Source organism: Paenibacillus gyeongsangnamensis, assembly GCF_027533625.1.
In the GTDB taxonomy this organism is placed as follows: domain Bacteria; phylum Bacillota; class Bacilli; order Paenibacillales; family NBRC-103111; genus Paenibacillus_G; species Paenibacillus_G gyeongsangnamensis.
The window spans coordinates 180511-202769 of sequence record NZ_JAQAGZ010000003.1 but is presented as its reverse complement, the minus strand read 5'-3'; the positions used below and the strand labels follow the sequence as shown (position 1 = coordinate 202769).

General features: G+C 48.4%; 24 protein-coding genes. All 24 read right to left on the bottom strand.

Annotated features, from left to right (window positions below):
* Positions 1 to 524 precede the first annotated feature (524 nt).
* The 24 genes from O9H85_RS05820 to O9H85_RS05705 all read right to left on the bottom strand — a co-directional run bounded on the left by O9H85_RS05820 (position 525) and on the right by O9H85_RS05705 (position 22199).
* Positions 525 to 1721 (bottom strand): MFS transporter, encoded by a 1197-nt coding sequence (locus O9H85_RS05820; protein WP_269880340.1) that lies wholly within the window; start codon positions 1719 to 1721, stop codon positions 525 to 527.
* A gap of 177 nt (positions 1722 to 1898) precedes the next feature.
* On the bottom strand, positions 1899 to 3059 hold the full coding sequence (locus O9H85_RS05815; protein ID WP_269880339.1) for a glycosyltransferase family 2 protein: 1161 nt from the start codon (positions 3057 to 3059) through the stop codon (positions 1899 to 1901).
* Positions 3060 to 3314: 255 nt separating this feature from the next.
* Positions 3315 to 3788 (bottom strand): VOC family protein, encoded by a 474-nt coding sequence (locus tag O9H85_RS05810; RefSeq protein WP_269880338.1) that lies wholly within the window; start codon positions 3786 to 3788, stop codon positions 3315 to 3317.
* Entirely contained in the window at positions 3734 to 4111 is a 378-nt protein-coding gene (locus O9H85_RS05805) for a protein-tyrosine phosphatase family protein (RefSeq protein WP_269880337.1), read from the bottom strand. Before O9H85_RS05805 ends, O9H85_RS05810 begins: the two co-directional genes overlap by 55 nt.
* A gap of 1 nt (position 4112) precedes the next feature.
* On the bottom strand, positions 4113 to 4589 hold the full coding sequence (locus tag O9H85_RS05800) for an ArsI/CadI family heavy metal resistance metalloenzyme (protein ID WP_269880336.1): 477 nt from the start codon (positions 4587 to 4589) through the stop codon (positions 4113 to 4115).
* 14 nt (positions 4590 to 4603) lie between these two features.
* Positions 4604 to 5029: an arsenate reductase (thioredoxin) gene (gene arsC, locus O9H85_RS05795; RefSeq protein WP_269880335.1), complete on the bottom strand. Its 426-nt coding sequence runs from the start codon at positions 5027 to 5029 to the stop codon at positions 4604 to 4606.
* Positions 5030 to 5064: 35 nt separating this feature from the next.
* Positions 5065 to 6477: an arsenic transporter gene (locus O9H85_RS05790; RefSeq protein ID WP_269880334.1), complete on the bottom strand. Its 1413-nt coding sequence runs from the start codon at positions 6475 to 6477 to the stop codon at positions 5065 to 5067.
* A gap of 15 nt (positions 6478 to 6492) precedes the next feature.
* Complete coding sequence (locus O9H85_RS05785) at positions 6493 to 6828, bottom strand: ArsR/SmtB family transcription factor (protein WP_409348110.1); 336 nt, start codon at positions 6826 to 6828, stop codon at positions 6493 to 6495.
* 168 nt (positions 6829 to 6996) lie between these two features.
* Entirely contained in the window at positions 6997 to 8325 is a 1329-nt protein-coding gene (locus O9H85_RS05780) for a GntT/GntP/DsdX family permease (protein ID WP_269880333.1), read from the bottom strand.
* 81 nt (positions 8326 to 8406) lie between these two features.
* Entirely contained in the window at positions 8407 to 9120 is a 714-nt protein-coding gene (locus tag O9H85_RS05775; RefSeq protein WP_269880332.1) for a GntR family transcriptional regulator, read from the bottom strand.
* Positions 9121 to 9131: 11 nt separating this feature from the next.
* Positions 9132 to 10148 (bottom strand): sugar kinase, encoded by a 1017-nt coding sequence (locus O9H85_RS05770; RefSeq protein WP_269880331.1) that lies wholly within the window; start codon positions 10146 to 10148, stop codon positions 9132 to 9134.
* Entirely contained in the window at positions 10141 to 10896 is a 756-nt protein-coding gene (gene dagF, locus O9H85_RS05765) for a 2-dehydro-3-deoxy-phosphogluconate aldolase (RefSeq protein ID WP_269880330.1), read from the bottom strand. The genes O9H85_RS05770 and dagF overlap by 8 nt, the downstream gene beginning before the upstream one ends.
* A 1-nt stretch (position 10897) precedes the next feature.
* Entirely contained in the window at positions 10898 to 12001 is a 1104-nt protein-coding gene (locus O9H85_RS05760; protein ID WP_269880329.1) for a DgaE family pyridoxal phosphate-dependent ammonia lyase, read from the bottom strand.
* Positions 11979 to 13079 carry an amidohydrolase/deacetylase family metallohydrolase gene (locus O9H85_RS05755; protein WP_269880328.1) on the bottom strand — a complete coding sequence of 367 codons (1101 nt, stop codon included), beginning with the start codon at positions 13077 to 13079 and terminating at the stop codon, positions 11979 to 11981. The genes O9H85_RS05760 and O9H85_RS05755 overlap by 23 nt, the downstream gene beginning before the upstream one ends.
* A 290-nt stretch (positions 13080 to 13369) precedes the next feature.
* Complete coding sequence (locus tag O9H85_RS05750; RefSeq protein ID WP_269880531.1) at positions 13370 to 13795, bottom strand: VOC family protein; 426 nt, start codon at positions 13793 to 13795, stop codon at positions 13370 to 13372.
* Between the two features lie 199 nt (positions 13796 to 13994).
* Positions 13995 to 14657 carry a FusB/FusC family EF-G-binding protein gene (locus tag O9H85_RS05745; RefSeq protein ID WP_269880327.1) on the bottom strand — a complete coding sequence of 221 codons (663 nt, stop codon included), beginning with the start codon at positions 14655 to 14657 and terminating at the stop codon, positions 13995 to 13997.
* Positions 14658 to 15006: 349 nt separating this feature from the next.
* Positions 15007 to 15648: a CAP domain-containing protein gene (locus tag O9H85_RS05740; RefSeq protein ID WP_269880530.1), complete on the bottom strand. Its 642-nt coding sequence runs from the start codon at positions 15646 to 15648 to the stop codon at positions 15007 to 15009.
* 301 nt (positions 15649 to 15949) lie between these two features.
* Positions 15950 to 16870 carry an NAD(P)-dependent alcohol dehydrogenase gene (locus O9H85_RS05735; protein WP_269880326.1) on the bottom strand — a complete coding sequence of 307 codons (921 nt, stop codon included), beginning with the start codon at positions 16868 to 16870 and terminating at the stop codon, positions 15950 to 15952.
* A gap of 84 nt (positions 16871 to 16954) precedes the next feature.
* Complete coding sequence (locus O9H85_RS05730) at positions 16955 to 19615, bottom strand: LuxR C-terminal-related transcriptional regulator (RefSeq protein WP_269880325.1); 2661 nt, start codon at positions 19613 to 19615, stop codon at positions 16955 to 16957.
* A 255-nt stretch (positions 19616 to 19870) separates the two neighbouring features.
* Entirely contained in the window at positions 19871 to 20197 is a 327-nt protein-coding gene (locus O9H85_RS05725; RefSeq protein WP_269880324.1) for a hypothetical protein, read from the bottom strand.
* Between the two features lie 19 nt (positions 20198 to 20216).
* Positions 20217 to 20615 (bottom strand): hypothetical protein, encoded by a 399-nt coding sequence (locus O9H85_RS05720; RefSeq protein WP_269880323.1) that lies wholly within the window; start codon positions 20613 to 20615, stop codon positions 20217 to 20219.
* 70 nt (positions 20616 to 20685) lie between these two features.
* Complete coding sequence (locus tag O9H85_RS05715) at positions 20686 to 20829, bottom strand: hypothetical protein (protein ID WP_269880322.1); 144 nt, start codon at positions 20827 to 20829, stop codon at positions 20686 to 20688.
* Positions 20814 to 21590, bottom strand: a complete 777-nt coding sequence (locus O9H85_RS05710; RefSeq protein WP_269880321.1) for an AfsR/SARP family transcriptional regulator — start codon at positions 21588 to 21590, stop codon at positions 20814 to 20816. The genes O9H85_RS05715 and O9H85_RS05710 overlap by 16 nt, the downstream gene beginning before the upstream one ends.
* 264 nt (positions 21591 to 21854) lie before the next feature.
* Positions 21855 to 22199 carry a hypothetical protein gene (locus O9H85_RS05705; RefSeq protein WP_269880320.1) on the bottom strand — a complete coding sequence of 115 codons (345 nt, stop codon included), beginning with the start codon at positions 22197 to 22199 and terminating at the stop codon, positions 21855 to 21857.
* Between the last annotated feature and the right edge of the window lie 60 nt (positions 22200 to 22259).

Genomic DNA, 22259 nt, shown 5'->3' with positions numbered 1-22259 from the left:
TTTTGCTCCTTCGTTAAGCGTAGCTGCGCTCAGACTTAATCCGATTATAGCTCGAACTATTTTCCATTTCTACCCATTTTTATTGTTTTTTACATTTTCTTTAGCTGTTTCTCGACAGAGTGGACTTTTTTTTGTCACAATTAGACCGGAGTCTCGCCGTTTTCCGCTAATAAATGCGGTGCACCACTTCCTCAAACTCCGGTTCCTCCATATGCACATCCGAAATCGCCACCCAAGCCTCTATAAGAAACGAGGACCATCGTGGATTAGTTGATATAGTAGCTAATTCACACTTCTGTTTGCTAATGCCCAAATTCACCTGTAGAGGTGTTTTTTTATTTTCATGAAGTTCATTACACCAGGATAAACGGCTACGCCGTCCTTGTCTTACAAGGACTAGCGCGTTTATCAAGGTTGATGTGAAGCTATAAGCTACAAAATTTATAAAGTCATATCAACAAATAAAAACAGGCCGCCTTCACAACGAAGACGCCTGTTTTTTGTTTAAAACATTCGTTCCCGGCTCATCCCGAAGGGCTGATCGGTTGATTATCCGTCCGAGGCCGCTTGGCTTCGGAGAACGAAGGCAGATAACGGCTCGCTACATAGAAACCGGCCGTCGAGACCGCCGCAATGATGACAAGCAGCACAAACGCCAGATGGAAGCCGAAGCTTGCCGCATAGAGTCCCCCAAGCATGCCGCCGATGATTTTGCCGACGCTCAGCTGAATGACCGAATTAAGCATTTGCCCCGTGGCTTTCAGCTCGAGGATGACATGCTTGTTCACATACTCGGCGAGGCACATGTAGAATAAGATGTACGTTCCTCCGTGCAGAATCCAGCTGATCACATAAGTGACGGGAGTCAGGCCAAAGGCATAGAGCGCCCATCGGAGCGTATGGACGAGTCCCGAAACCAGCAATATGTTGCGGATGCCGAAGCGGTCGTAGAAGCGCTGGAAAAAAATCATGAACGGAAACTGGCTGAACGAGCCGATGGCCAGCCCGATGCCGATCACTTCCATGCTGATGCCCTGCTCTTTGCTGTAAATGGCCTGAAACGACCACAGGAACCCCATGGTAGTAGACAGCAGGAGCGTAAAGGCATACAAAACGACAAGCTGCTTGTCTTTGAAAATTTCCGTTATGCGGACCTTCTTCTTGCCGCTCTGATGCCCCTCTACCTTCGGTATCCCGATAGACAAGGCAAAGCACCCCATCATGATGACCGAGGTGACCAGAAAGATCGAATCGATATGCCGTGCGAACAGCCATCCCGCTGCGACGGAAATGAGAGCATAGCCGACGGAACCGAAGGTCCGGATGTTCGAGAACTTCACGATACCTTTGGAGGAAAGCTCAAGCGTAATCGCATCGCTGAGCGGATTGATCGGCACCTGAAACAAGCTGAACAGCGCCATGGCGAGCAGTAGCGGAAGGAAGAAGGTACCGGCCCAAGGTACGAGCCATACCGTCAGTCCCGAGCACAGCGTACAGATCATCAACACGCCGTTCTTCGTTCTCGACCGGTCTCCTGCCAGTCCCCACAGCGGCTGAGCGATCAGTCCGATGACCGCACCGATTGATGTAAGCACCCCGATCTCGGTATGACCGATGCCCACTTCTGTGAAATAAACCCCGATGTACGAAGAGAACGAACCGGTGCTCATATAAATAAATGCGTAAAAAGCAGCAAGGATCGCCACACTCTTGTTCTGCATATCGTATATTCCGCCTTGATCTCTCGTTTTCCATCATTATACTCCATGAGGATGGCTCCGGCATACCCCTATTCCAATGATTTAAGGAAAAGAAAAACGGGTAACCTCAAACGTTGACCGCTAAATCAACGAGAAGAGTTACCCGTCTTTATACTCCGCAATATTTTCTGAAATCAACTATCTGTTAACTAAATTAGCACTCCTGGCAAGAATGGTCCTCAACACTCGAGCTGTATGTCCTTTTTTCTTCAATGCTCTCAATTTCATACGAATCGATCGCAATGACCTTTTGTATGCTTCCGGCCGTTTTCTTTTTGCAAATTGTTCGGCTGCAATTCGCAGCGTGTTTTTCATCAACAGGGCAGTGGATCGTTTAGACTTTGACTTCATTCCCCGACTTAAAACACGAAGCGTGTCTTTGTAATTTGCAACATCCTCCCATGCCGGCATAACGGCGAATAAGTTCAATTCCGGATCCATGAAGCCATGCGTTTTGTACATGATTCTCAAGTTTTCTTTATTTCCCATTTCCCCTCTATAAACATTCGGATGTTCCTGATGATACCCGAGAACCCGCCTGATGCTGTGAAAACGAATTTTCATTCGATGCAGCCTGTAACCAAGCTCCCAGTCTTCAAGCCCATATTTGACAAATTTTTCGTTGAAGCCGCCAATCCGAGTCAAATAAGTGCGTGGTATGGAAACACAGCGAGTAATCAGCATAAGCCACGGAGCCACGTCCGACTTCGCAAATTGAATTCGAACATTCGGATGGAATCTATCTCGAATGACAAGCTGCGACAGTCTCCCTGTCCGATTGATCAGGTCATCCGGGGTGAGGAGCGGGACGATACGATCGACCGTATCGAATTCGTCATTCCACAAGCCGACTTGTACGAGAACTTCACGGCACTTTTGCTTTTCGACGTTGGAAAAATCAGGGTGGAAATGGGTATAGGCATCGTCCCATGAATTAGGAATGCCGGATAGTACGGCTCTCGGATAAGCTCGATGATCATCATCCAGTACTTGAAAAAATTCAGGAAGAACGATAAAATCAGCATCGCAAAAGACCACATATCCCCCCTTCGCATGTCGCAGCCCCAAATTCCTGGTGACGGACCTCCCTCTTTGCACCTCATTCGCAAAATAGTGAAGACGGAGTCCTGACCGGAAGCCCTTAACCAGCTCTCGGGTTCCATCAGTAGAACCGTCGTCTACTACAATGATTTCGTATTGATCCTTCAGATAATTTACTCTATCGAACGAAACGAGAGTAAGCAGTAGCTGCTCGGCTCGATTAAAGGTTGGAATAATGACGCTGTATCGAACAGCCATAGTTGAACTCCCCCTTTCCGGCCCTTGAATGGGGATGCGTCTCGGAAGCTTATGTTATTGTATTCAATGCTTAAATACCAAGCTTAGACAAACACCTGGTAGGCGCAAATAATTGTCGATCTGCCGGAGCGGTAACGGCGATGGGCAGAATGACAAAAAAAGCTCCTGCTTTGGCAAGGAGCTTTTCGCTAAAGCTTTCCAACTTTTTACCGGAACTGGCCGGTCCAGGCACGATCGGAGCCTGCCTGTGCCGCGTTACGTGGCTTCATAGGCCTGCTTTAGCTTTTCAATATCGATCTTATCCATCTGAAGCATGGCCTGCATCACTCTTCCCGATTTCACAACATCCTCGTCCTGCAGCATCTCTCCCAGAACCGTAGGGACAACCTGCCATGACAGCCCAAATTTGTCCTTAAGCCAGCCGCATCTTTGCTTCTCTCCGCCTTCGGACAGCTTCTCCCATAGTTCGTCCACTTCTTGCTGCGTCTCGCAATTCACGAAGAACGAGATGGCCGGCGAGAAGGTGAAATGCGGGCCGCCGTTGATTGCCATAAATTGCTGTCCGTTAAGTTGAAATGTACAGGACATTACCGTCCCCTTCGGTCCAGGCCCTGCTTCTCCGTAGCGAATCACACTTTCGATCTTTGCATTTTTGAAAATGGAGGTATAAAAATTCATCGCTTCTTCCGCATTGCCGTCGAACCACAAGAATGGGCTGATGGTTTGCATAGGATCGCCTCGCTCCTTTTTTTTAACGCACCGGCTCGACCGCCGCCACCACCGCAGTGAAACCCAACCTTCTTACCGCTTTTGTACGCTTCTACAACATGATTAATCGCCTTCAGGTACAGTTCTTCTTGCGGACCATCCGCATTGTCGCCGAGGGGGATGTTGATCCACTCTACATGGGCATCCGGATCGGCGCATTCCGTTGCTTCGCCGCGCAAATCCACGATAACTTCAACGCCTTCATGCTTCACCATATCTTTGACGTCCGCGGCACCGCCAAAAAAGATTTTATTATCAACCAGGCTTTGGTAGTTTTTAGGCATCTTAGTCCTCCATTTTTTTCTTAAAGGATGTAAATTCAACAGCCACCGGAGCAGCAGGCGGCGCGCAGCAAAGGGAAAGATCCCTTGCATCGCCGGCCGACTCAAATTCGCTGTCCGCGCTGGTATAGAAAACCTCCCAGGCGTTGCCGTCCGGATCATACACCCATACCTTATCTTGAACCGCATAGCAGCAGGTGGTGTTCATCTCATCGATTAATAGCAGTCCCGACTTGCGCAGCCGATCGCCCATTGCGAGTACTTCTTCGGTATTGTTCACTTGAAATCCAAGGTGGTTAAGAACGCCTTTTTGCTCGAAAGGACGTACGTTTAACGAAAAATGCAGCGCCGGATCGTCGAGTTCAAACTTGGCGTAATTCTCTTTGACCTTGGTCGGCTCATTTCCGAAAAAAGCACGGTAAAACTCCAGCGATTTCTCTAAATCCGTGCAGTTCAATGCTACATGCATCCGTTTGATCATGAGAATCAGCCTCCTTATTTACCTTCTTTTACAAATTGCTCAATGCGGCGTTTAATGGAATCCCGGACTTCTCGGAACTTCGCGACAATTTCTTCCTCCGTGCCTGTCGCTTTGGCCGGATCCTCAAAGCCCCAGTGCCACTTCATAACGTTCTTATTTGATATCGCGGGGCAATGCTCATCCGCATGGCCGCAGAGGGTAATGACATAATCTGCGCGGTTTAACAGTTCAGGATCGATTGTGTTGGAAGTATGGGATGAAATATCCACTCCCGCCTCCTTCATGATTTGAACCGCGCGCGGGTTTAAGCCATGCGCCTCAAGACCGGCACTTTGTACTTCGTATTGTTCACCGCCCAACGCTTTTAAAAATCCGTCAGCAATCTGGCTTCTGCATGAGTTCCCTGTGCACAAAAAGTAAACGAGTGGTTTTTTCTCCATGAGGATTAAGCTCCTTTTATTAGCTCAAGATTGAATTAAGCTCCTTGATGTACTTTTTTGGGTTGTTTTTTTCCAAGCATGGCTTTGATCACCATGGCTATCGCCGCAATAACAAAGCCAATGACCACAATCGGCAGCCATACGCTCACTTGTAAGGTTTGGATGAAATACAGCCACAAACAAAGACCTGTCAGCGTGATGAACAAGGTTGGGACGGTGAGCAGTATCCCGATTTTGAAATAATAGCCCCAGCCGATGTTGACGCCTTTGCGGGAGAGAACGTGCAGCCACAGCAGGGTTGCCAGGGACCCGATCGGGGTAATCTTGGGACCCAAATCCGAGCCGATCACATTGGCGTATACCAGCGCCTCACGGATCACGCCTTGCGTCTGCGTCCCCTTTATCGCAAGCGCATCGATCATGACGGTCGGCATGTTATTCATGACGGACGACAAGATTGCGGCAATGAAACCCGTTCCGACCGCAGCAGCGAAAAGTCCTTTGTCCGCGACCGCTTGAATCACACGGCCAAGGGCATCAGTGAGCCCCGCATTTCGCAGCCCGTAAACGACCACATACATTCCAATGGAGAAAACAACAACCGCCCACGGGGCGCCTTTCACGAGCTTCCATGTATGAATGACGGGGCTTTTTCTCGCGGCGAGAAGAAACACAACGGCAACGATCCCCGCGATGAGGGAAACAGGGATGCGGAACCATTCACTGACGAAATATGCAGCCAGCAGAATCGCTAAGATCACCCAGGATAATTTAAACAGCCGTACGTCCTTAATCGCATCGTTCGGCTTTTTTAGCTGCTCAAGCTTGTAGCTTGCCGGGATGCTCTTGCGAAAATACAGATACAGCACGAGCAGACTGGCAATAATGGAAAAAAGGTCCGGAACGATCATGCGGCTTGCGTACTCTGCAAATCCGATGCCAAAATAATCGGCAGACACGATATTCACCAGGTTGCTGACTATAAGCGGCAGCGAGGACGTATCGGCGATAAAGCCGCTTGCCATAATGAAGGGCAATACCATCCTTTCCTCAAGCTTCAACGCCCGGACCATCGCCAGAACGATGGGCGTTAGAATAAGCGCCGCCCCGTCGTTAGCAAAAAGGGCTGCAACCGCCGCACCAAGCAGAATGATGAAAACAAACATCAGTAAACCGTTTCCGCGCGCCAACAGCGCCATATGTAAAGCAGCCCACTCAAAAAATCCGATCTCATCGAGCACCAGCGAAATCAAAATAATGGCGACAAACGTCAATGTGGCATTCCATACCATGCCGGTTACGGTCCCGACATCCGCAAAGCTGACAACGCCGAAGATCAAAGCAAGTATCGCCCCGCCGCTTGCGGACCAGCCGATATTCAATCCTCTAAGCTGCCAGATCACGAACGTTAAGGTCACTAAAAAAATAATAAATGCTATCGTTGCCATGTAGTTCCTCCAAGCTTAATCGCAGCAATGATTTTGGTTTTCAAGCTTTTCTTTCAAGGAAGGGATGTACTCTAATAGCTCCTTGACATACGGTTTGTCATCCAAACTTAAAGAATAGTAAATCCACTGGCCTTTTCGTTGTTCATTCACAAGTCCGCCATCCTTTAACTTTCGCAGATGCTGACTCACTCCGGGCTGGGAGATCCCTACCGCTCCGACGATGTCGCATACGCAAAGCTCTTTTTCCTTTAGGAGAGCGACAATGGTCAGCCTTGTTTTATCGCCTAGCAGTTTAAACATGTCGGACATTTCGTGTATTTGTTCTATATTGTTTTTCTCCGTTATCATCATGTTGTTATCCTCCCCCCTCAAATCACCTCTTAAAATCAATATATAATAATTCAATTATATAATCAATCGATTATATTATGTATAGCTGAGTTAGCTCATAAAAAAACGCCGCTACGATAACGTAGCGACGTTTTCTTCATAGAGCCAAGTGCTTATTCAACGAGGATTTCATTTAACGAACAAATCGATCAGCATCACGGTGCCGAAAGCAATGAACGATAGCATTGTCTCTAAGACGGTCCACGTCTTAAAGGTTTCTTTGACGGATAGCCCCATATATTCTTTTACCATCCAGAAACCCGCGTCATTGACGTGCGAGAACATTAACGATCCTGCACCCGTTGCGATGACGAGCAGTTCCAGGTTCACGCCGGTCATATGCTCCACGATAGGAGAAACAATGCCCGCCGCTGTCGTTAAGGCCACGGTCGCCGAGCCTGTCGCAATCCGAATGAGCCCGGCAACTATAAACGCGAGTACAATCGGTGAAAGCGAAATCTGTTCGGACATTTGCGCAATGGCTGTACCGACGCCGCTTGCTACAAGGATTTGTTTAAAGCCTCCGCCGGCACCGATAATTAGAATAATCGAACCTACCGGCAATAAGCATTCTTCCGTCAGCTTGTAAATAAAGTTTTTATTCATTCCCTGACGAATGCCAAGGAAGTAGAACGCCGCAAATACCGAGATGAGAAGCGCAATGACCGAGTTTCCGATAAACGATAAAAATTTCACCATTCCGGCAGGCAACGGCATGTAAGGGGCAGCCACCGACAGTACCATCAAAAAGACGGGCAACAATATAATGAAGAATGAAATGCCTGTGCCGGGCAAGGTTTGCGCTTCGGGACCCGAGCTGAGCAGCGTCGGCTCTCCTTCCGGAGTCACGCGCTTGCTCACCCATTTTGCAAACAACGGACCCGCGATGATGGCTGCAGGCACCGCAATGATAAGCGAGTAAATCAGCACTTTTCCTAAATCGGCTTTATAGATGCCTATCGCTGTCATGGCCCCCGGGTGCGGCGGTACAAGACCATGTACAATTGATAATCCGGCGATAACCGGCAATCCGATCAATAAAATGTTTTTTCTCGTTGTTTTGTAGATTGAAATGACCAGCGGCAGTAACATGACGACACCTACGTCAAAAAATACCGGAATCCCGATAATAAAACCGGAGAGCAGCATAGCCCATGGCAGCCGTTTCTCGCCAAAGACGCGGATGAAGAAGTTGGCCACTTGTGTGCCTGCGCCTGAGTCGGACATCATTTTCCCTAAGATCGTACCTAACGCAAGAATCCCGACCAAATGGCCTAAAACGCTTCCAACTCCCGTCTCATAGGAGCTGACGATTTTGTCCATCGATAAACCGGACATCAGCGCCAAGAACAAGCTTGCAACGGTTAAACTGATAAACGCATGCCATCTCCACCAGGCTACTCCTAAAATGACAATTACGATCGCCAAAAATGTAACCATCAACAGGTACATATTCATATGAATTCTCCTTTTCCATTGTGAAGTAAGCGTTTTCATGTAAGTGTGGCGAGAAAAGGAAAGTACCTTCTCACGGTTCCATTATGCGTCATAATGAATGACGTAATTTCCCATTTGCGTATTGTAATACCCTTTGCTGTATTCGATCACTACACCCCTGTCGTCATAGGAGTAACGCGATCTTTGCAATAAGGCGGTTCCATTCGGCACGCCCAAGATTTCCTCCACATGAGCAGGAGCTACTGCGACAGCAAACTCATCCCGGTACTTTTCCAAAGAGATATCATGATCTTCAATGAGACCGTATAAGGACTCCTGATTCAAATCCGACAGCTCCGCATCTTCCAATAGGGTTGTAAGATAATGTATATAATGGATATAGGGCTTGCCGTTCAACCGATAAATCCGTTCGATGAGGAGACACCGCTCTCCGAACAAGCGGTATGGTTCCGTCCCCTCTTCATTGGATACGACTTTCGCCTGCAATAATTGCTTTTGAATTTGGTGGCCTTCTTCCACCAACACTTCCGTGAACCGCTTCCATTTGGACAGCTTTGAAGCGGAAGTATTTCGGATCACCTTTGTTCCTTTGCCGCTGCTTTTTTCAAGGTATCCTTCTTGAGCAAGTTCTTTGATCGCGTTTCGGACGGTAATTTTGCTGACGTTGAATTCCGTTTCCAATTCCGGTTCCGAAGGGATATTCATGCCAAGAGGATATACGCCGTGCAAAATTCGATCCTTTATAATATTTTTAATTTGCAAATATAACGGCCTGCTGCTCCGAGACAATTTCATATCGGTATTCACTACCTTTCTACATCACCCAATGATTCTGTCATGGCCCGGAGAATATCGCTCTCCGAGGACATCGGGGTGTCGCCTACAACCGTATGCGCAAGCATTCCTGCCGCCGCCGCAAAACCGACCGTCTTGTCCGGTGAGTATCCTTCCGTCTCGCCATAGACGATCCCGCTTGTGAACGCATCTCCCGCTCCTATTCTATCATAGACCGAAAACGTGAGCGATTTCGAAAAAGTGAACGTTCCGTTCTTAAACATAAACCCGCGCAATGAATGCGTATTGTCGCCGTTGATGGAACGGTGGGTGCCTGCGATGACCGGAATATGATATTTCCCGGCAACCGCCGGAATCAGATCCGTCAACTGCTCCTCACGCGTTTCCTTCTCTGTTGTCATGCCAAGGACATGGATGGCGTCTTTCTCGTTCATCATGACGATATCCGCCAAATGCAGCATGTCTTCAACATGAGGCTTCGCCTTTTCGTAGCCGTTCTCACCCCAGAGGGATGGACGATAATTGCAGTCGAAAACAACCGTGCCGCTATGTTCCTTCACCGCCTTGGCAAACCGCTTCATGTGCCGCCGCACGGAATCGTTCATGGCCAGTGTAATTCCGCAAAAATGAACGATATCCACATTTTTTGCAATCTCATTAAAATCATACGTTTCTTCCGGCGCCGTATTGAAGCTGCTTTCCTGCCGATTGGTATAAGTAACGCGGCTTGGCCTCACACCGAAACCATTTTCCAAAAAATACATTCCTACGTAGTTTCCGCCGCGGACAATGTATTTTTGTGTGATGCCCAGTTTGCTAATATACGATACGGCCGCATCCCCTACTGGATTGGCCGGCAATCGGGACACAAGGAATCCCGTATGTCCGAAGCGAGCAAGAGCCGATAACACATTCACTCCCGTACCGGAGAATGAATAATTCAAGGTGCCGGCTTGGGACAGCAATTCATATCCCGGCACCTGGAGTCGCATCATGACTTCGCCGAAAGCGGCAATCCTCTTAGCCATGATGATCGACCAGCTTCTTCATCGTGATCAGCAATTCGCGCACATCACCAGCGTTGGTTTTCCCCGTTTCTTTGTCGATAATCGAGGAATACACGTGAGGAATGACCTGCGGAACGTTAGCTTCCAGAGCAATACGCAGGATGGCCTCGAAATTCTCTTTATCGATGCCGCCGGTCGGCTCCAGCGCAAAGCCCGCTTCGCCGCACGCCTGCGCCACAGCCCTGAGCTCATCTTCGCAGGCTAAGCCTTTCATCGGAAAGTATTTCAAGGCATTGCCGCCCATGTCGCGTACAAGCGCAATAGCAGTTTTGACAGGTACAATTGCATGCTCGTCTTGAGCAGCGCTTACAGGGCCTGTCGAAATATTCACATAACCGACGCGTCCTGTTGGAGACACCAAGCTGTTAATCCAGCTATCTTTGCCGCCTAGATTGGCGCGGGTTGCTCCTACTGCAGGAAACACTTGGTTGATATGACTGCCGGAATAGTGCTTCGCAATCTCCGCTACAACAGCAGCTTGACGATTGTCGCCGGCGCCTAATCCGATCGATACCGCTTCGTCGATTTCTTTGCCATATTGTTTCATTGCGGCGATGGCCGCTTCGACCGTCGGATAGTCTTTAGACAGTACACCGACTAAAACATGGCCTTCCGCGGCTTCAAACACCTCTTTGGCATTCTCTATGCTATTAGCCAGTACATTTAATGCGGCCCGGTTTTTATAAAATCGCTTTGCAATCGTTGACATCTTATTTTCCACCTGCCAATTCACGTATTCTGGATGCGATGATCTGAATGTCATCCCCCTGAAGCGGACGGGGATCGATATCGAAATAGCCTTGTCTTACGCCATAATCACGCGTATAGATGGCAATCTCGCCTTCACGCAATCCCTCCACGACTTCCTTCGCGGTCGTTTTCGCCTGCCCCGGATCAATTTGGATACGGGCACGGAATATGGCTCGCCCCGCTTCATCCTGAACGATGGTTACCTTGACGCCATCCATTACACCAAGCGGCATTAACGCTTGCAGCGCCGCTTTTTCCTGCTCGCTTTTATCTTCCTTTACGCCGTATTCATCGAGCGCTTGAAGCAAGCCGAATGTCGTTTCTTTCCCTACTTTCATGCTGCGTCCGATGCCATGCAATTGAACCTTTAACCATTCAATGTAGGTTCGCTTCCCGCCGACTATTCCAGACGTAGGGCCTTCAATGGCCTTGGAGCCGCTGTAAATCGCCAGATCAGAGTACTTCACATACTTTTGAATTTCTTCTTCTGCAGCGGCATCTACGATAAGCGGAATATGATGACGTTGTGCGATCTCCCATGCTTCCTCGACGGAAATCATATTTTTTTGGACGGCATGGTGCGATTTTACGTAAAGAATGGCGCACGTGTTTTCGGTAATCGCTTCTTCCAAATGCTCCGCTTTGCCTTCGTTGGCGTAGCCAACTTCAACGAGCTTCCCTCCGCCCAAATAAACCATGGTTTCAACGGGCGCCCCGTATTGGACGTTATGGCCCTTCAGTATAAGGATTTCATTATTTGGAATAGGCTCTTGATGCAGCCGTTCGCTCTTGCGGCGATTTCCCCTGGTAACAAGGGCCGCAACGGAGAGCGCAATGCCGCTGGAGGCCGAGTTCACAATGACGGCTGCCTCCGACCCCAGGATCCGCGCTACATAATCTCCGGCTTTATCGACCAGATCCGCAATCTCCACGTAGCTTTGTCCGCCATGCTTCATGGCATCCATGACCGTATCCGTCGGAGCCGACACCCCCAGGATACTCATGCGTCCGCTGGCATTGATAACGCGTTTCAGTCCATACTTAGCATTCAATGAACTCGCCATTGACAACAACTCCCCATGCTTCGATTGTTCTTTCCGCCACTCGCGTCTCCCCTTCGGAATCAAGGAGTGTAAGCGGTTTATTACTAACGGTAAAGAGCGTTAAATTAGCAGTATCGCCAACCTGTACTCTGCCAAGCTCCGGCTTCTGAAGCCAACCCGCTGCGTTGATGGTGACGGCTGCAATCACTTCTTCAAGCGGATATCCTAAATATAAAAACTTCGATAGAACATTCGCCATGCCGTATACCGGGCCGTTCAACCGATTCCCGCGGTAAATGTCCGTACTGATCGTATTTAAAGCGATACGATGCCTTTTGGCTGCTTCTGCAATTTGAAAAGAAAAGCTTGCCGTGCCGTGACCGACATCCAAATGCACACCTCTTTTAATCGCATCAAGCAATACCTGGAGCGGTTTTCCATCATCTTCAAACAAATTATTTTGTTTCCCGTTGAGGTAATGAGTAATGATATCTCTTTTTTGCAGGAGCGGTACGATATCCTCGATGCTCGGAGGTCCGGAACCGATATGCACCATTAACGGAAGTGACGTTTCGTCGGATAGCGTTCTTGCGATACGGAGCGGTTCAATTCCGCTATCACGGACAACACTTTTGCTGATGCGCGCCTTCAAACCGACAATAAATCCCTTATAATCTTTTACTGCTTGTACGACCTTATCTTTATCCAACCAGTCCAGATTGGATAATTCATCGACTCTCGATAAACCGATTCGTGAAATATTCAAAAATGCGAACAAATTTGTTTTGGCCCGTTCTTTGCTGGCCGCCAGCTCCGCAATTCGGTCCGCTCCGCAGCTTCCGGCATCTACGATGGTGGTGACGCCTTGTTTTACACCAATCTCATCCATTTCATCGCCGTACGGATCAAAAGCAGGAAATGCATGGACATGCAGATCAATCCAGCCGCTCGATACAAAAACGCCTGAGCAGTCTATAACACGCTGAGCTTGGCCGCTTCCCGCCTTTGCCACCTCTGAAATGCTGCCATCCTTGACGACGATATCGACCGTTTGTCCATTCACGAGATTTGCATTACGCAAAACGAAGTTTTCCTTCATTGAGCTCACCATTTTCTATAGCGTTGAAACATTATAACGTTATACATTTAAAATAACACAGAAACTCAACATTGTAAATATAACGTTATAATGTTCTTAGTAGATACCATTGTCTAATGACGAACCGGACGACTTAAAAAGAAAACGCCACTACGAATAACGTTGTGACGTCAGATTGACGAGTAACCCGGATATGCAGAGAAATGCAAACATTTTCCGATAACAACAGCCGCCGGAGGAGGATACCCCACCGATGTACCAAGGCAGATTTCTCTATTTCATGGGTTTCTCTACAGCTCCTCTATCTGCCACTCCGGATTCCAGACTACTTCCCACAAATGGCCGTCCGGATCCAGGAAGTGGCCGGAATAGCCTCCCCAGAAGGCTTCATGCGCGGGGTCAGTTATAATAGCTCCTGCCTTTTGGGCATGTTCCATGATCTTATCCACTTCTTCTTTACTGCCAACATTATGACCAATCGTCATTTCGGTCGAGCTCGGCGCTGTCAGGGGAACCTTGGCCTCATGGGCGAGATCCCGACGATTCCAAATAGCGAGCTTTAAACCAGCTTGCAAGTCGAAAAAGGCAACCGCTCCATGTTCGAACTCTTTACCTATTATCCCTTGTGTCGGCAAACCCAATCCGTCCCGATAGAAAGTCAACGACCTTTCCAAATTATCTACTCCCAATGTGATTACGGAAATACGTGGTTTTATCATCATTTGTCCTCCATGAATTATTAATTTTTATACGCTTGATGTATATGATCGCTTATTCCAGTCCATTAATATCCGTGAAATGAGATTTGGGCCAACCCCAAGCTCGTTCTAAATTGCGGAAATAATTTACACAAAATGCAAAAAGCCCGCCGTTGACGGCGGACCAGTTGCTTTCTCCTTAGATACGAGAACCTATTTACGATTCATGGTATCCCGCCACCTCTTGAACGAACCTTTCCAATGCGGTGACATCCGTGATGTTCTTGTTGCAAACGTCGCTGTTCACACACAAATAGTTGCCGATCGCTTTATAGTAATCAGGTGAAGCGTTAGCCGGTTTCGATTTCGAGACTGCTGTAAATAACGCGACGTCTTCATGCCGGTTGCACAAAAAGCATACGCCTTTATTCGTCGGGGTATATCTTCCTTCGATGCCGACGAATTGCCCGTTTAGATGATAAACGAGGAACAATCTATTTGTCGCGATGTCGACCCAGCCAACATAAGTGACATAGCGGTAATCGATAGCGGTTAAATCGGGAGCCTTCAGTTTTTTGATTTTGGGGAACAGCTTGTTAAGCTGCTTTCCCGTTAATTCCGAAAATGGTGCCATGTAAGGTTCCAACGAATGCAGATAGTTCTGGAATTCTCCCGGCGTACGTAACGCCGCAATCTGCTCTAACGTTTGTTTTTGAAGCTCCGTGGTATCCGGAAACGCTTCTATAATTTTAGATTGAGCGCTATATCTTACCGATTCCACCACTTTCGGATCGGAAACGGTATTGCAGGCATTCTGCAGCAGACCGACCTGCTTTTTGATTAAGTTATATTGATGGTTTCTAATAAATGGTTTGACCATTGCTTTCAGCTCCTTATTTTTTATAAAAACAAAAATAAGTGCAAAGCCCATTATTAGAAACGATATAAGCTCTCTCAGGCGACAATGTTAACGAAAACTGTCCGCCCATGCAAAGTATCGCCCTAATGCCAGGCCTTGCATGAGCCGCTTCTTCTTCCGGCAAAATGATTTGCCATCTCTACCGACCTCCATTCACCAATTATTATAAAAGCAATTCTGCGTTCACTGCAAACCCAAAATCAAATTTAAGGAATATTTACCTCTTATTAAACGCAAAAACACGCCGCATTGGGCGTGTTCGGTTAATATCGTATAGTGGCATCAAGTTTTTGCTAAATTACCTCTCACTCTAGCCAATAAATTCTTGAACCCACTCGCTGTTATAGTAAGCTATTCCAATTTGGGTATAGCTGTTATTCAGGATGTTGGCACGATGCCCAGGGCTGTTCATCCATTGATTCATCACTTCCGTTGGGCTCGTCTGGCCTTTAGCGATATTTTCTCCCGCTGAACTATAGGTGATCCCGTATGACTTCATCATATCAAACGGGGATCCATAAGTCGGAGACTGATGATCAAAATAATTGTTGTTGTACATATCCTGTGCTTTGTCCATGGCCACTTTCGAGAGACTGCTATTCATGCTAACGGGCTGCAAGCCCGCATTCGTTCTTTCTTGATTCACCAAGTCCAATACTTGCTTCGCAAATTGGGATGTATCGGCCGGCTGTTGCGGATTTACAGGCTGACCATCCGCCGGGTTTAACAAATTCGAAACGCCATCGGGTGCTTGTTTCATCTTGATCGATGATACTTTCCCTGCATCCGTTGTAGAAATGGATGATGCTTGTGTTAAAGCTCGCGTTGGAGCAGCTGTACGGGATTGAGTTTCAACCCTTGTTTGTTTAGGAGTCATTTGCTTGTTTGTTAAATTATTGCCCGAACAACCTGCAACGAGTAATAGTGCTGCGATTACGATAAATTGTTTGATAACAATACCTCCTTCTTGAACGTCAAAGTAACGACCCTATCGAACAAAGGTTTTGCAAAGTGGCTTTGAATTATACAGACTTCATTTCAAAATCATTTTGTCAACCCTAGCGGTAGGATTCAACGCCGTGCTCCTCCATCGCCTCCCTCACCCCAGGATAAACGGCTACGCCGTCCTTGTCTTACAAGGACCAGCGCGTTTATCAAGGTTGAATGCGAAGCTATAAGCCTTCGAAAACTTATAAAGTCTTATCAACAAAAAAACGCAACCTCATCAGGTTGCGTGCTGTGCTTCGTTAGGTTTAGTTATCATGTTCCACCGTGATGACCACGTTTCCCTTTTTGTGCCCTTGTTCAACATATCGATGAGCTTCGGGAGTTTGTTCCAGCGGATAGCGTCTATCTATGACCGATTTTATCTTCCCCGTCTCCATAAGCTCTTTGAGGAAAATTAAATCTTCCGTACGCACCTTTGCAATCCCTTGCCCATCAACTGTCACGAATGTCCCGTTCGGCGTCAGTGCTTTCTTGCCATTGGATTTCGAGCTTTTTCCAACTGCATCAAAGATGATATCGTAACGCTCTTCTCTTTTCGTATAATCTTCTTTTGTATAATCCACGACCTTATCGGCTCCCAGAGACTTCACCAAATCAAAATTCGCGCTGCTGCATACCCCGGTAACTTCTGCCCCAAAATATTTGGCAAGCTGTATCGCGGAAGACCCTACCGCTCCGGAAGCTCCATAGATCAGAACCTTTTGTCCGCTCCGGATATTTCCTTTTCTAAGAAAATGCAATGCTGTAGTTCCCCCAAAAAGAACGGCAGCGGCTTCCTCATAGGTTGCATTCGCCGGTTTTAATGTCACCAACCCGTCTTCAGGCAGACATAAGTACTCGGCATGAGCACCAAGCCGCATCCCAGTGAAAGCAAAAACCCGGTCACCTTTCTTAAATCGCTTTACATCTTTGCCTATTGCTTCGATTTCCCCGGCTAGCTCCGTCCCAAGAATAGATTTTCTCGGTTTTCTGAGACCAAAGATGATTCGCAGTGGAATCCAATACAAGGTAGGACCTTCGAAATTTCGAACTCTACAGTCCCCTGATGTTACTGTTGTCGCATGAACTTTTATTAGTACCTCATTGTCCTTGGGAGCAGGTTTTTCTACTTCTTTGAGCTCCAGAACATCCGGCAATCCGTATTTTGTGCATACAATTGCTTTCATGGGTTCCCTCCAAACCTCAATCTGCAATAAGTATATCTGCAGCACGGTATGGACATATAGATACTAAAGTATTGTTTAAAAAAATCACAACAGACCCAGCATGCGGGCACGCGCTACAGCTTCGGTGCGCCGTTTTACCTGCAGCTTGTCAAAGATCGTCCGGTTATGCCCTTTAACCGTAGGGAGCGCGATGAAAAGCCGCTCGCTAATCTCACGATTCGAGAGCCCTTGGGCGATGAGGTGCAGTACTTCCAACTCCCGCTCGCTCAGCGGCTCGATAAGGGGCTTGGTAGGCTGGGCTGGGCGCTGATCCGATTCGACTTCACTTTTCAGTCCCTCAGCTTCAAATTCAGCCAGCAACTTGCCTAGATAGTCCGGCATCATTCCAAGAGCAGCTGCTTCCCGCAACAACTTATACATTGAAATACCTTCGTCGACAAAGGTACGGATGAAACCGCCGGGCTCGGCCATCGTCAAAGCGTCTCTCAGTGTTTGCACGGCCTCGACCTTGTCACCATGTGCATGCAGAGCAAACGCCAGTAGAACCATGATCTTGAGCCGTTCATCCTCTAGGCTCATTGCCTCCGCCTGCCCGCGCAATGGCCCCAGCACCGCCAGCGCTGCGGACGTGTCTCCCTGTGCCAAGTGTACCCTAGCCTGACTGATATGAAGCTCGTGCTTCTGCGCCAGATGAGCGGCGGCTGCCAGATTGCCCTGGCAAAGCAACACAAACACCTGTGCGGCAGCGACATGGGGGAATTGGTGAACGAATTGCTGCCGGCGAGCGTAATGGTCAGCCTTAGCTATAATAGCGGCCGCTCCGCTCACATCTCCCTGCGCAAGCTTCAGCCTCGTGAGAAAGACCTCACCCGCAACGACTCTATCCGTATGTTCAAACTGCTTCGCCAGCCGGACGGTCTGTTGACCGTGGTGCATTGCGGCATCCAAGTCGTTCCATTCATAACATATACGGGCTAAGCCTAGGTGCGCTTCGCAAGCAACCGGCAGCGGCGGATCACCTGCCATCTTCAATACGCTCCGATAGGTCTCAGCCGCCACATAAAGCTGGTTTTCCGCTTCCTGTGTATTCCCTAGGCCGAGTGTAGCCAAAATGGTGATCATGACATGCCCTATCATCTGACTGATCGATAATGCTTCGGCATAGGCCTTGCCGGCCGCGGCACGATCCCCCTGAAGCTGGTAAGCATATCCCAGCGCCCAGGTAGTGGCTGTACGGACAGGCAGGTTGTCCGGGCGCAAATATTCGAGAGCACGACGCGACTCGGCAATGATGGTTTCTGCCTGGTGCTTGCTGACAGCCAGAGTGGCGTGTATGGCGGCAATATGTCCGATAAGATCATAGGTCTTATCGTCTTGCTTAGCACCTTGCAGTGCTTTTTCAGCAGCTTGCAGTTTATGTTCAACGTCGGTCATTTGACCCGCCATCAGCAATGCAGAGGCATACATGACCCACAACGAAGGCCTTGCATCCAGTTCCTCGTGCGGCATTGAATCCAGCCAATTCAGTACAGGGGTCACCGCTCCACGAAAGAGCAAGGGCATCCCCTCTCCCTCTATCAAGCGAGCGGCGCGCGGGACATCCTTAGCGGCAGCGGCATGGTGAAAAGCTTCAATCGCAAGTCCATTGTCTTCATACCATATGCTGGCACGTATATGTAATTCAGCCGTGACCCTCTCATCATCCGTGCTCTGATGCAGCTGTTTCCGCAGCAAATCAGCAAAAAGATGGTGATAACGGTACCAACGCCGCTCGTTGTCCAGCGGGACGACGAATAGGTTCGCTTGCTCGAGATATTCCAAGGTTTCTTGCCCGGAAGTTGAGGGGGTGAGGTGTTCCTGGGCTCCCTTGCGAAGAACGGCATCGCAAAGAGGGCCGCACAACCGGTCAAGGATGGATGTGTGCAGCAAGAAAGTCTGGATGCTTTCGGATTGCTGTTCTAGCACTTCTTGGGCCAGATAATCCAGTACGAAATGGTGGCTGCCGGTGAAAGCTTGGATGAAGCGGGCGGGATCTTGCTGTCCCTGCATGGAAAGCGCAGCTAATTGCAGGCCGGCAACCCAGCCTTCCGTGCGGGATTCCAGAAGGGCAATTTTTTCCGATGAAAGGCTTAGCCCCATCACCTGGACCAGAAATTCGGCCGCTTCGGAGGAGGTAAAGCGCAAGTCTGCAGCGCGCACTTCAATCAATTGGTCTCTGACCCGTAACCGTGCCAAGGGTAGGCGCGGATCCTCGCGGGTGGTGATGACCAAATGCATCTGTTGCGGCATGTGCTCGAGCAGAAAGGCGACGGCATTGTCAATCGGTCTGGCATCAATAACGTGGTAATCGTCAAGGACGAGTACGAAATTGTCCGGAATGGCGGTGATTTCATTGAGCAAAGCCGTTATCATCGATTCGATTGGCGGCGGTTGAGGGGATTGGAGCAAACCAAACAAGCCTTCTCCAATATTCGGCGCAATTGTCCGCAAAGCAGCGAAGAGGTATGTCAGAAAACGTGCGGGCCTGTTATCTCCCTCTTCCAATGACAGCCAGGCGGCTGGTTGCGAGCAACCGGCGAGCCATTCGCTGACAAGCGTAGTTTTACCATAGCCGGCGGAAGCGGAGATGAGGGTCAGCTTGCGATGCATGCCCTCGTTCAGACGCTCGATCAGGCGGGGGCGGAGGACCAATTTAGACCGAAGCGGGGGGATATATAATTTAGTGGATAAAATTGGTGCAGACATGATAACCACCGTTCTACGCTGTCATTTGCAGCGGTTTGATACGTGTTATTATTATGTTCGACAGTTTAACTGTAATTCCCTTTTGCGTCCATTTTCGGTATACCGGTGAATTATCATTCGGTTGAGCCGATCGCTTGCGGGGTGGTTCACTTATTGAAAATTATGCCTTTGCGCGCAGCTGCTCCTGGCTGATCGTCGGAGCGGAAGCGTTATTGCTTCCGCCTCCGACGCATCCGGCGTTATTTACTTATCAAGCTATTTCTTAGCGGCAGAATCCCCGTTATCAAAATAAGAAGTATCTAATATTCTGGCATAAATATACGGGTTCAAATTGGGACTTTGCACATGGATTTTGACTTTTTCCAGACCTTCGACATTAAATACAAGCTGCTTTACGTTGTCTTCCGGACTAATTTTATGCTTTTCCAGAACCGTAAGGGCTGCGTTTCCTGCAGACCCCCCCGCGTTATACAGCGAAAATTCTACATTTTCTTCTCCGGGGCTGACAACGGCGGCATCCAGGATGAGCCGCTTGAACTTGCGGTCAACTGTAAAAGTAACATCTCCGTATTGGTCGATCATTAATACTTCCTGGTACTGTTTATTTTTCACTAAACGTATCTTTGGCGTCTCTTGACAAAATCGCATAAATATTATCGATTTCCATCGGTATGGCAAAAATCGGCGTCTTCTCCCCGGGCTTGCCGCCAATGTAAATTTTTTGAGTGACAGCATCATAGTCGATCGGTACTTTTAGTCCTTCGGCCAAAGCCCGGACCGGCAAATAGTTGTTTCCGTTATAAAATATAGCCGTAAGCGGTTTGCCGTCTTCGTCTTTGGGCTGCCATAATTCGCCTTTCAATACGAACGATACGCCCCGGTTAAAAAAAGCGTTGATCGGCTCCAAATTGGCCGCCGCATAGGCGGATCCAAACGAGCTGGCCAGTATCGCAGCAACCAACAGGACAACCTTAATCGATTTCATTTTCATAAAATTCATCTTCAATCCAATCACCCTTTCGTTAATTATTTATCAGTCCGTTCTAAGACATTCTAAAGAAGGGAGCGCTTCAAAAGCGTTTCAAAATTTCACCAACCATCACTTTAAATTCCTGCGCCCAGTCTCTTTTGCCGATTCCCTCCTCCCCTTTCCATATCAGCATCGCGCTTTTGCCTGCCGTTACCTGCTTCCAAGTGTTCAGAAAGTGCCCCATTTGGCAGTTCTGCCGATCAGCTTGTTTTGCGCGGCCGTCGAAGGTTCGAAGCCGTTCTGCATAAGCCTTTCCAGCAGCTGCACGGTTTCCTCCGCAGGGCCTATCCCTAGTTCCTCTTGCCATGTTCTATGCATTCGGCGATAAATTTGGGCAACACCCGCCATGTCTTTATTCAAGGCATGCAGCCGCATCAACATGCGGTACGTTTCCTCACTTAGTTGATTCCGGACCAGCAGCTTGTTCGCGTAAAATATAGCCGACGGGTATTCCCGCTGGCTTTCCAAAATAGAAATGAGCTTATCGAGCATGTTCAAATACGTTTGCGCCAGCTGTTTCCGCCTGGCATCGAGCCATTCCTCGTTAAACCCGGGAAGAAGCTCTCCCTTGTACAGTTCTTCCGCTTTGCGAAGCTCGCAGAGGTGTTTACCTTTCGCCGCCTGTTCAAACTCGCGCACATCCGAAATAAAGGGCAGCTCATCGTTCCAATGAATGTATGATGGAGTGATCTTGAGATATCGGTCGATTTTCGGGTGGCATCCTCGCAGGTTGTGAAGTAGTTTCCGCAAATTGGAAAGGGTTTGTTTCTCGGTGGAATCCGGCCAGAAGTCAAAGGCAATTTGTTTCCTGCTTTGCGGCATGTCAAAAGTTAGAAGCAAGTATGCCAGCAGCTTGACCTTACTTCCTGAAAAAACCGTCGTTAACTCTTTGTCATCTATAGTAATTTTCAAACAGCCTAACAGTTGAATGCAGTTGTCTGCCAAGCCATCCTCCCCCATCGCAAATCTGATTCTAATCAGCTTAGTCTCCTTTTGTAATATATTGGATTTTCTATGTGAAAATGTATAAAAGAAAAATGGGCATGTCGTTTACGTTTAATGTATTCGTGGAGCCAAGGGAGATGTTGAAAAAAAAGGGTTATCCCTTAAGCAGCCTGTTCGACTACCTGCAGAATAACCCTCAATGCGCTATCCAGATGTACTCCTTCGCCGACGCTTCGTGCGCGCGGGCAAACCACTGACCTCATTTTAACGAAACCAAGCTCTCGCTTCTGAGCTGTTTAATCTCCAGATGACGATGATCGGCAGGATAACGCCCAGCAAAAATCCGATGTTGTGCCAGACAGCGAACTCGACTATCCGCAGCGCGATTAGAATGCCGGAAAGAACGATCGCCGCGTTGCGTCCGGATGCATTTGGATTGTTCAGACAAGTTGCAATATAAACGGCCGCTACACCAAAGATAATCATGGCAATGCACAATGTTTTCTTGACCATTCCCGCACTGCCGAGCGAGAAGACCCCATTAATCACATTTAAAATGGCCGCAAGATAAATCAGAGCTTGGGCGAACCTCACCACCGTCGGTTTCATTGAACGGATACCTTTGTTGTGGAGGTGCACTGACTTGAGTTTCATCTAAAGCAACTCTCG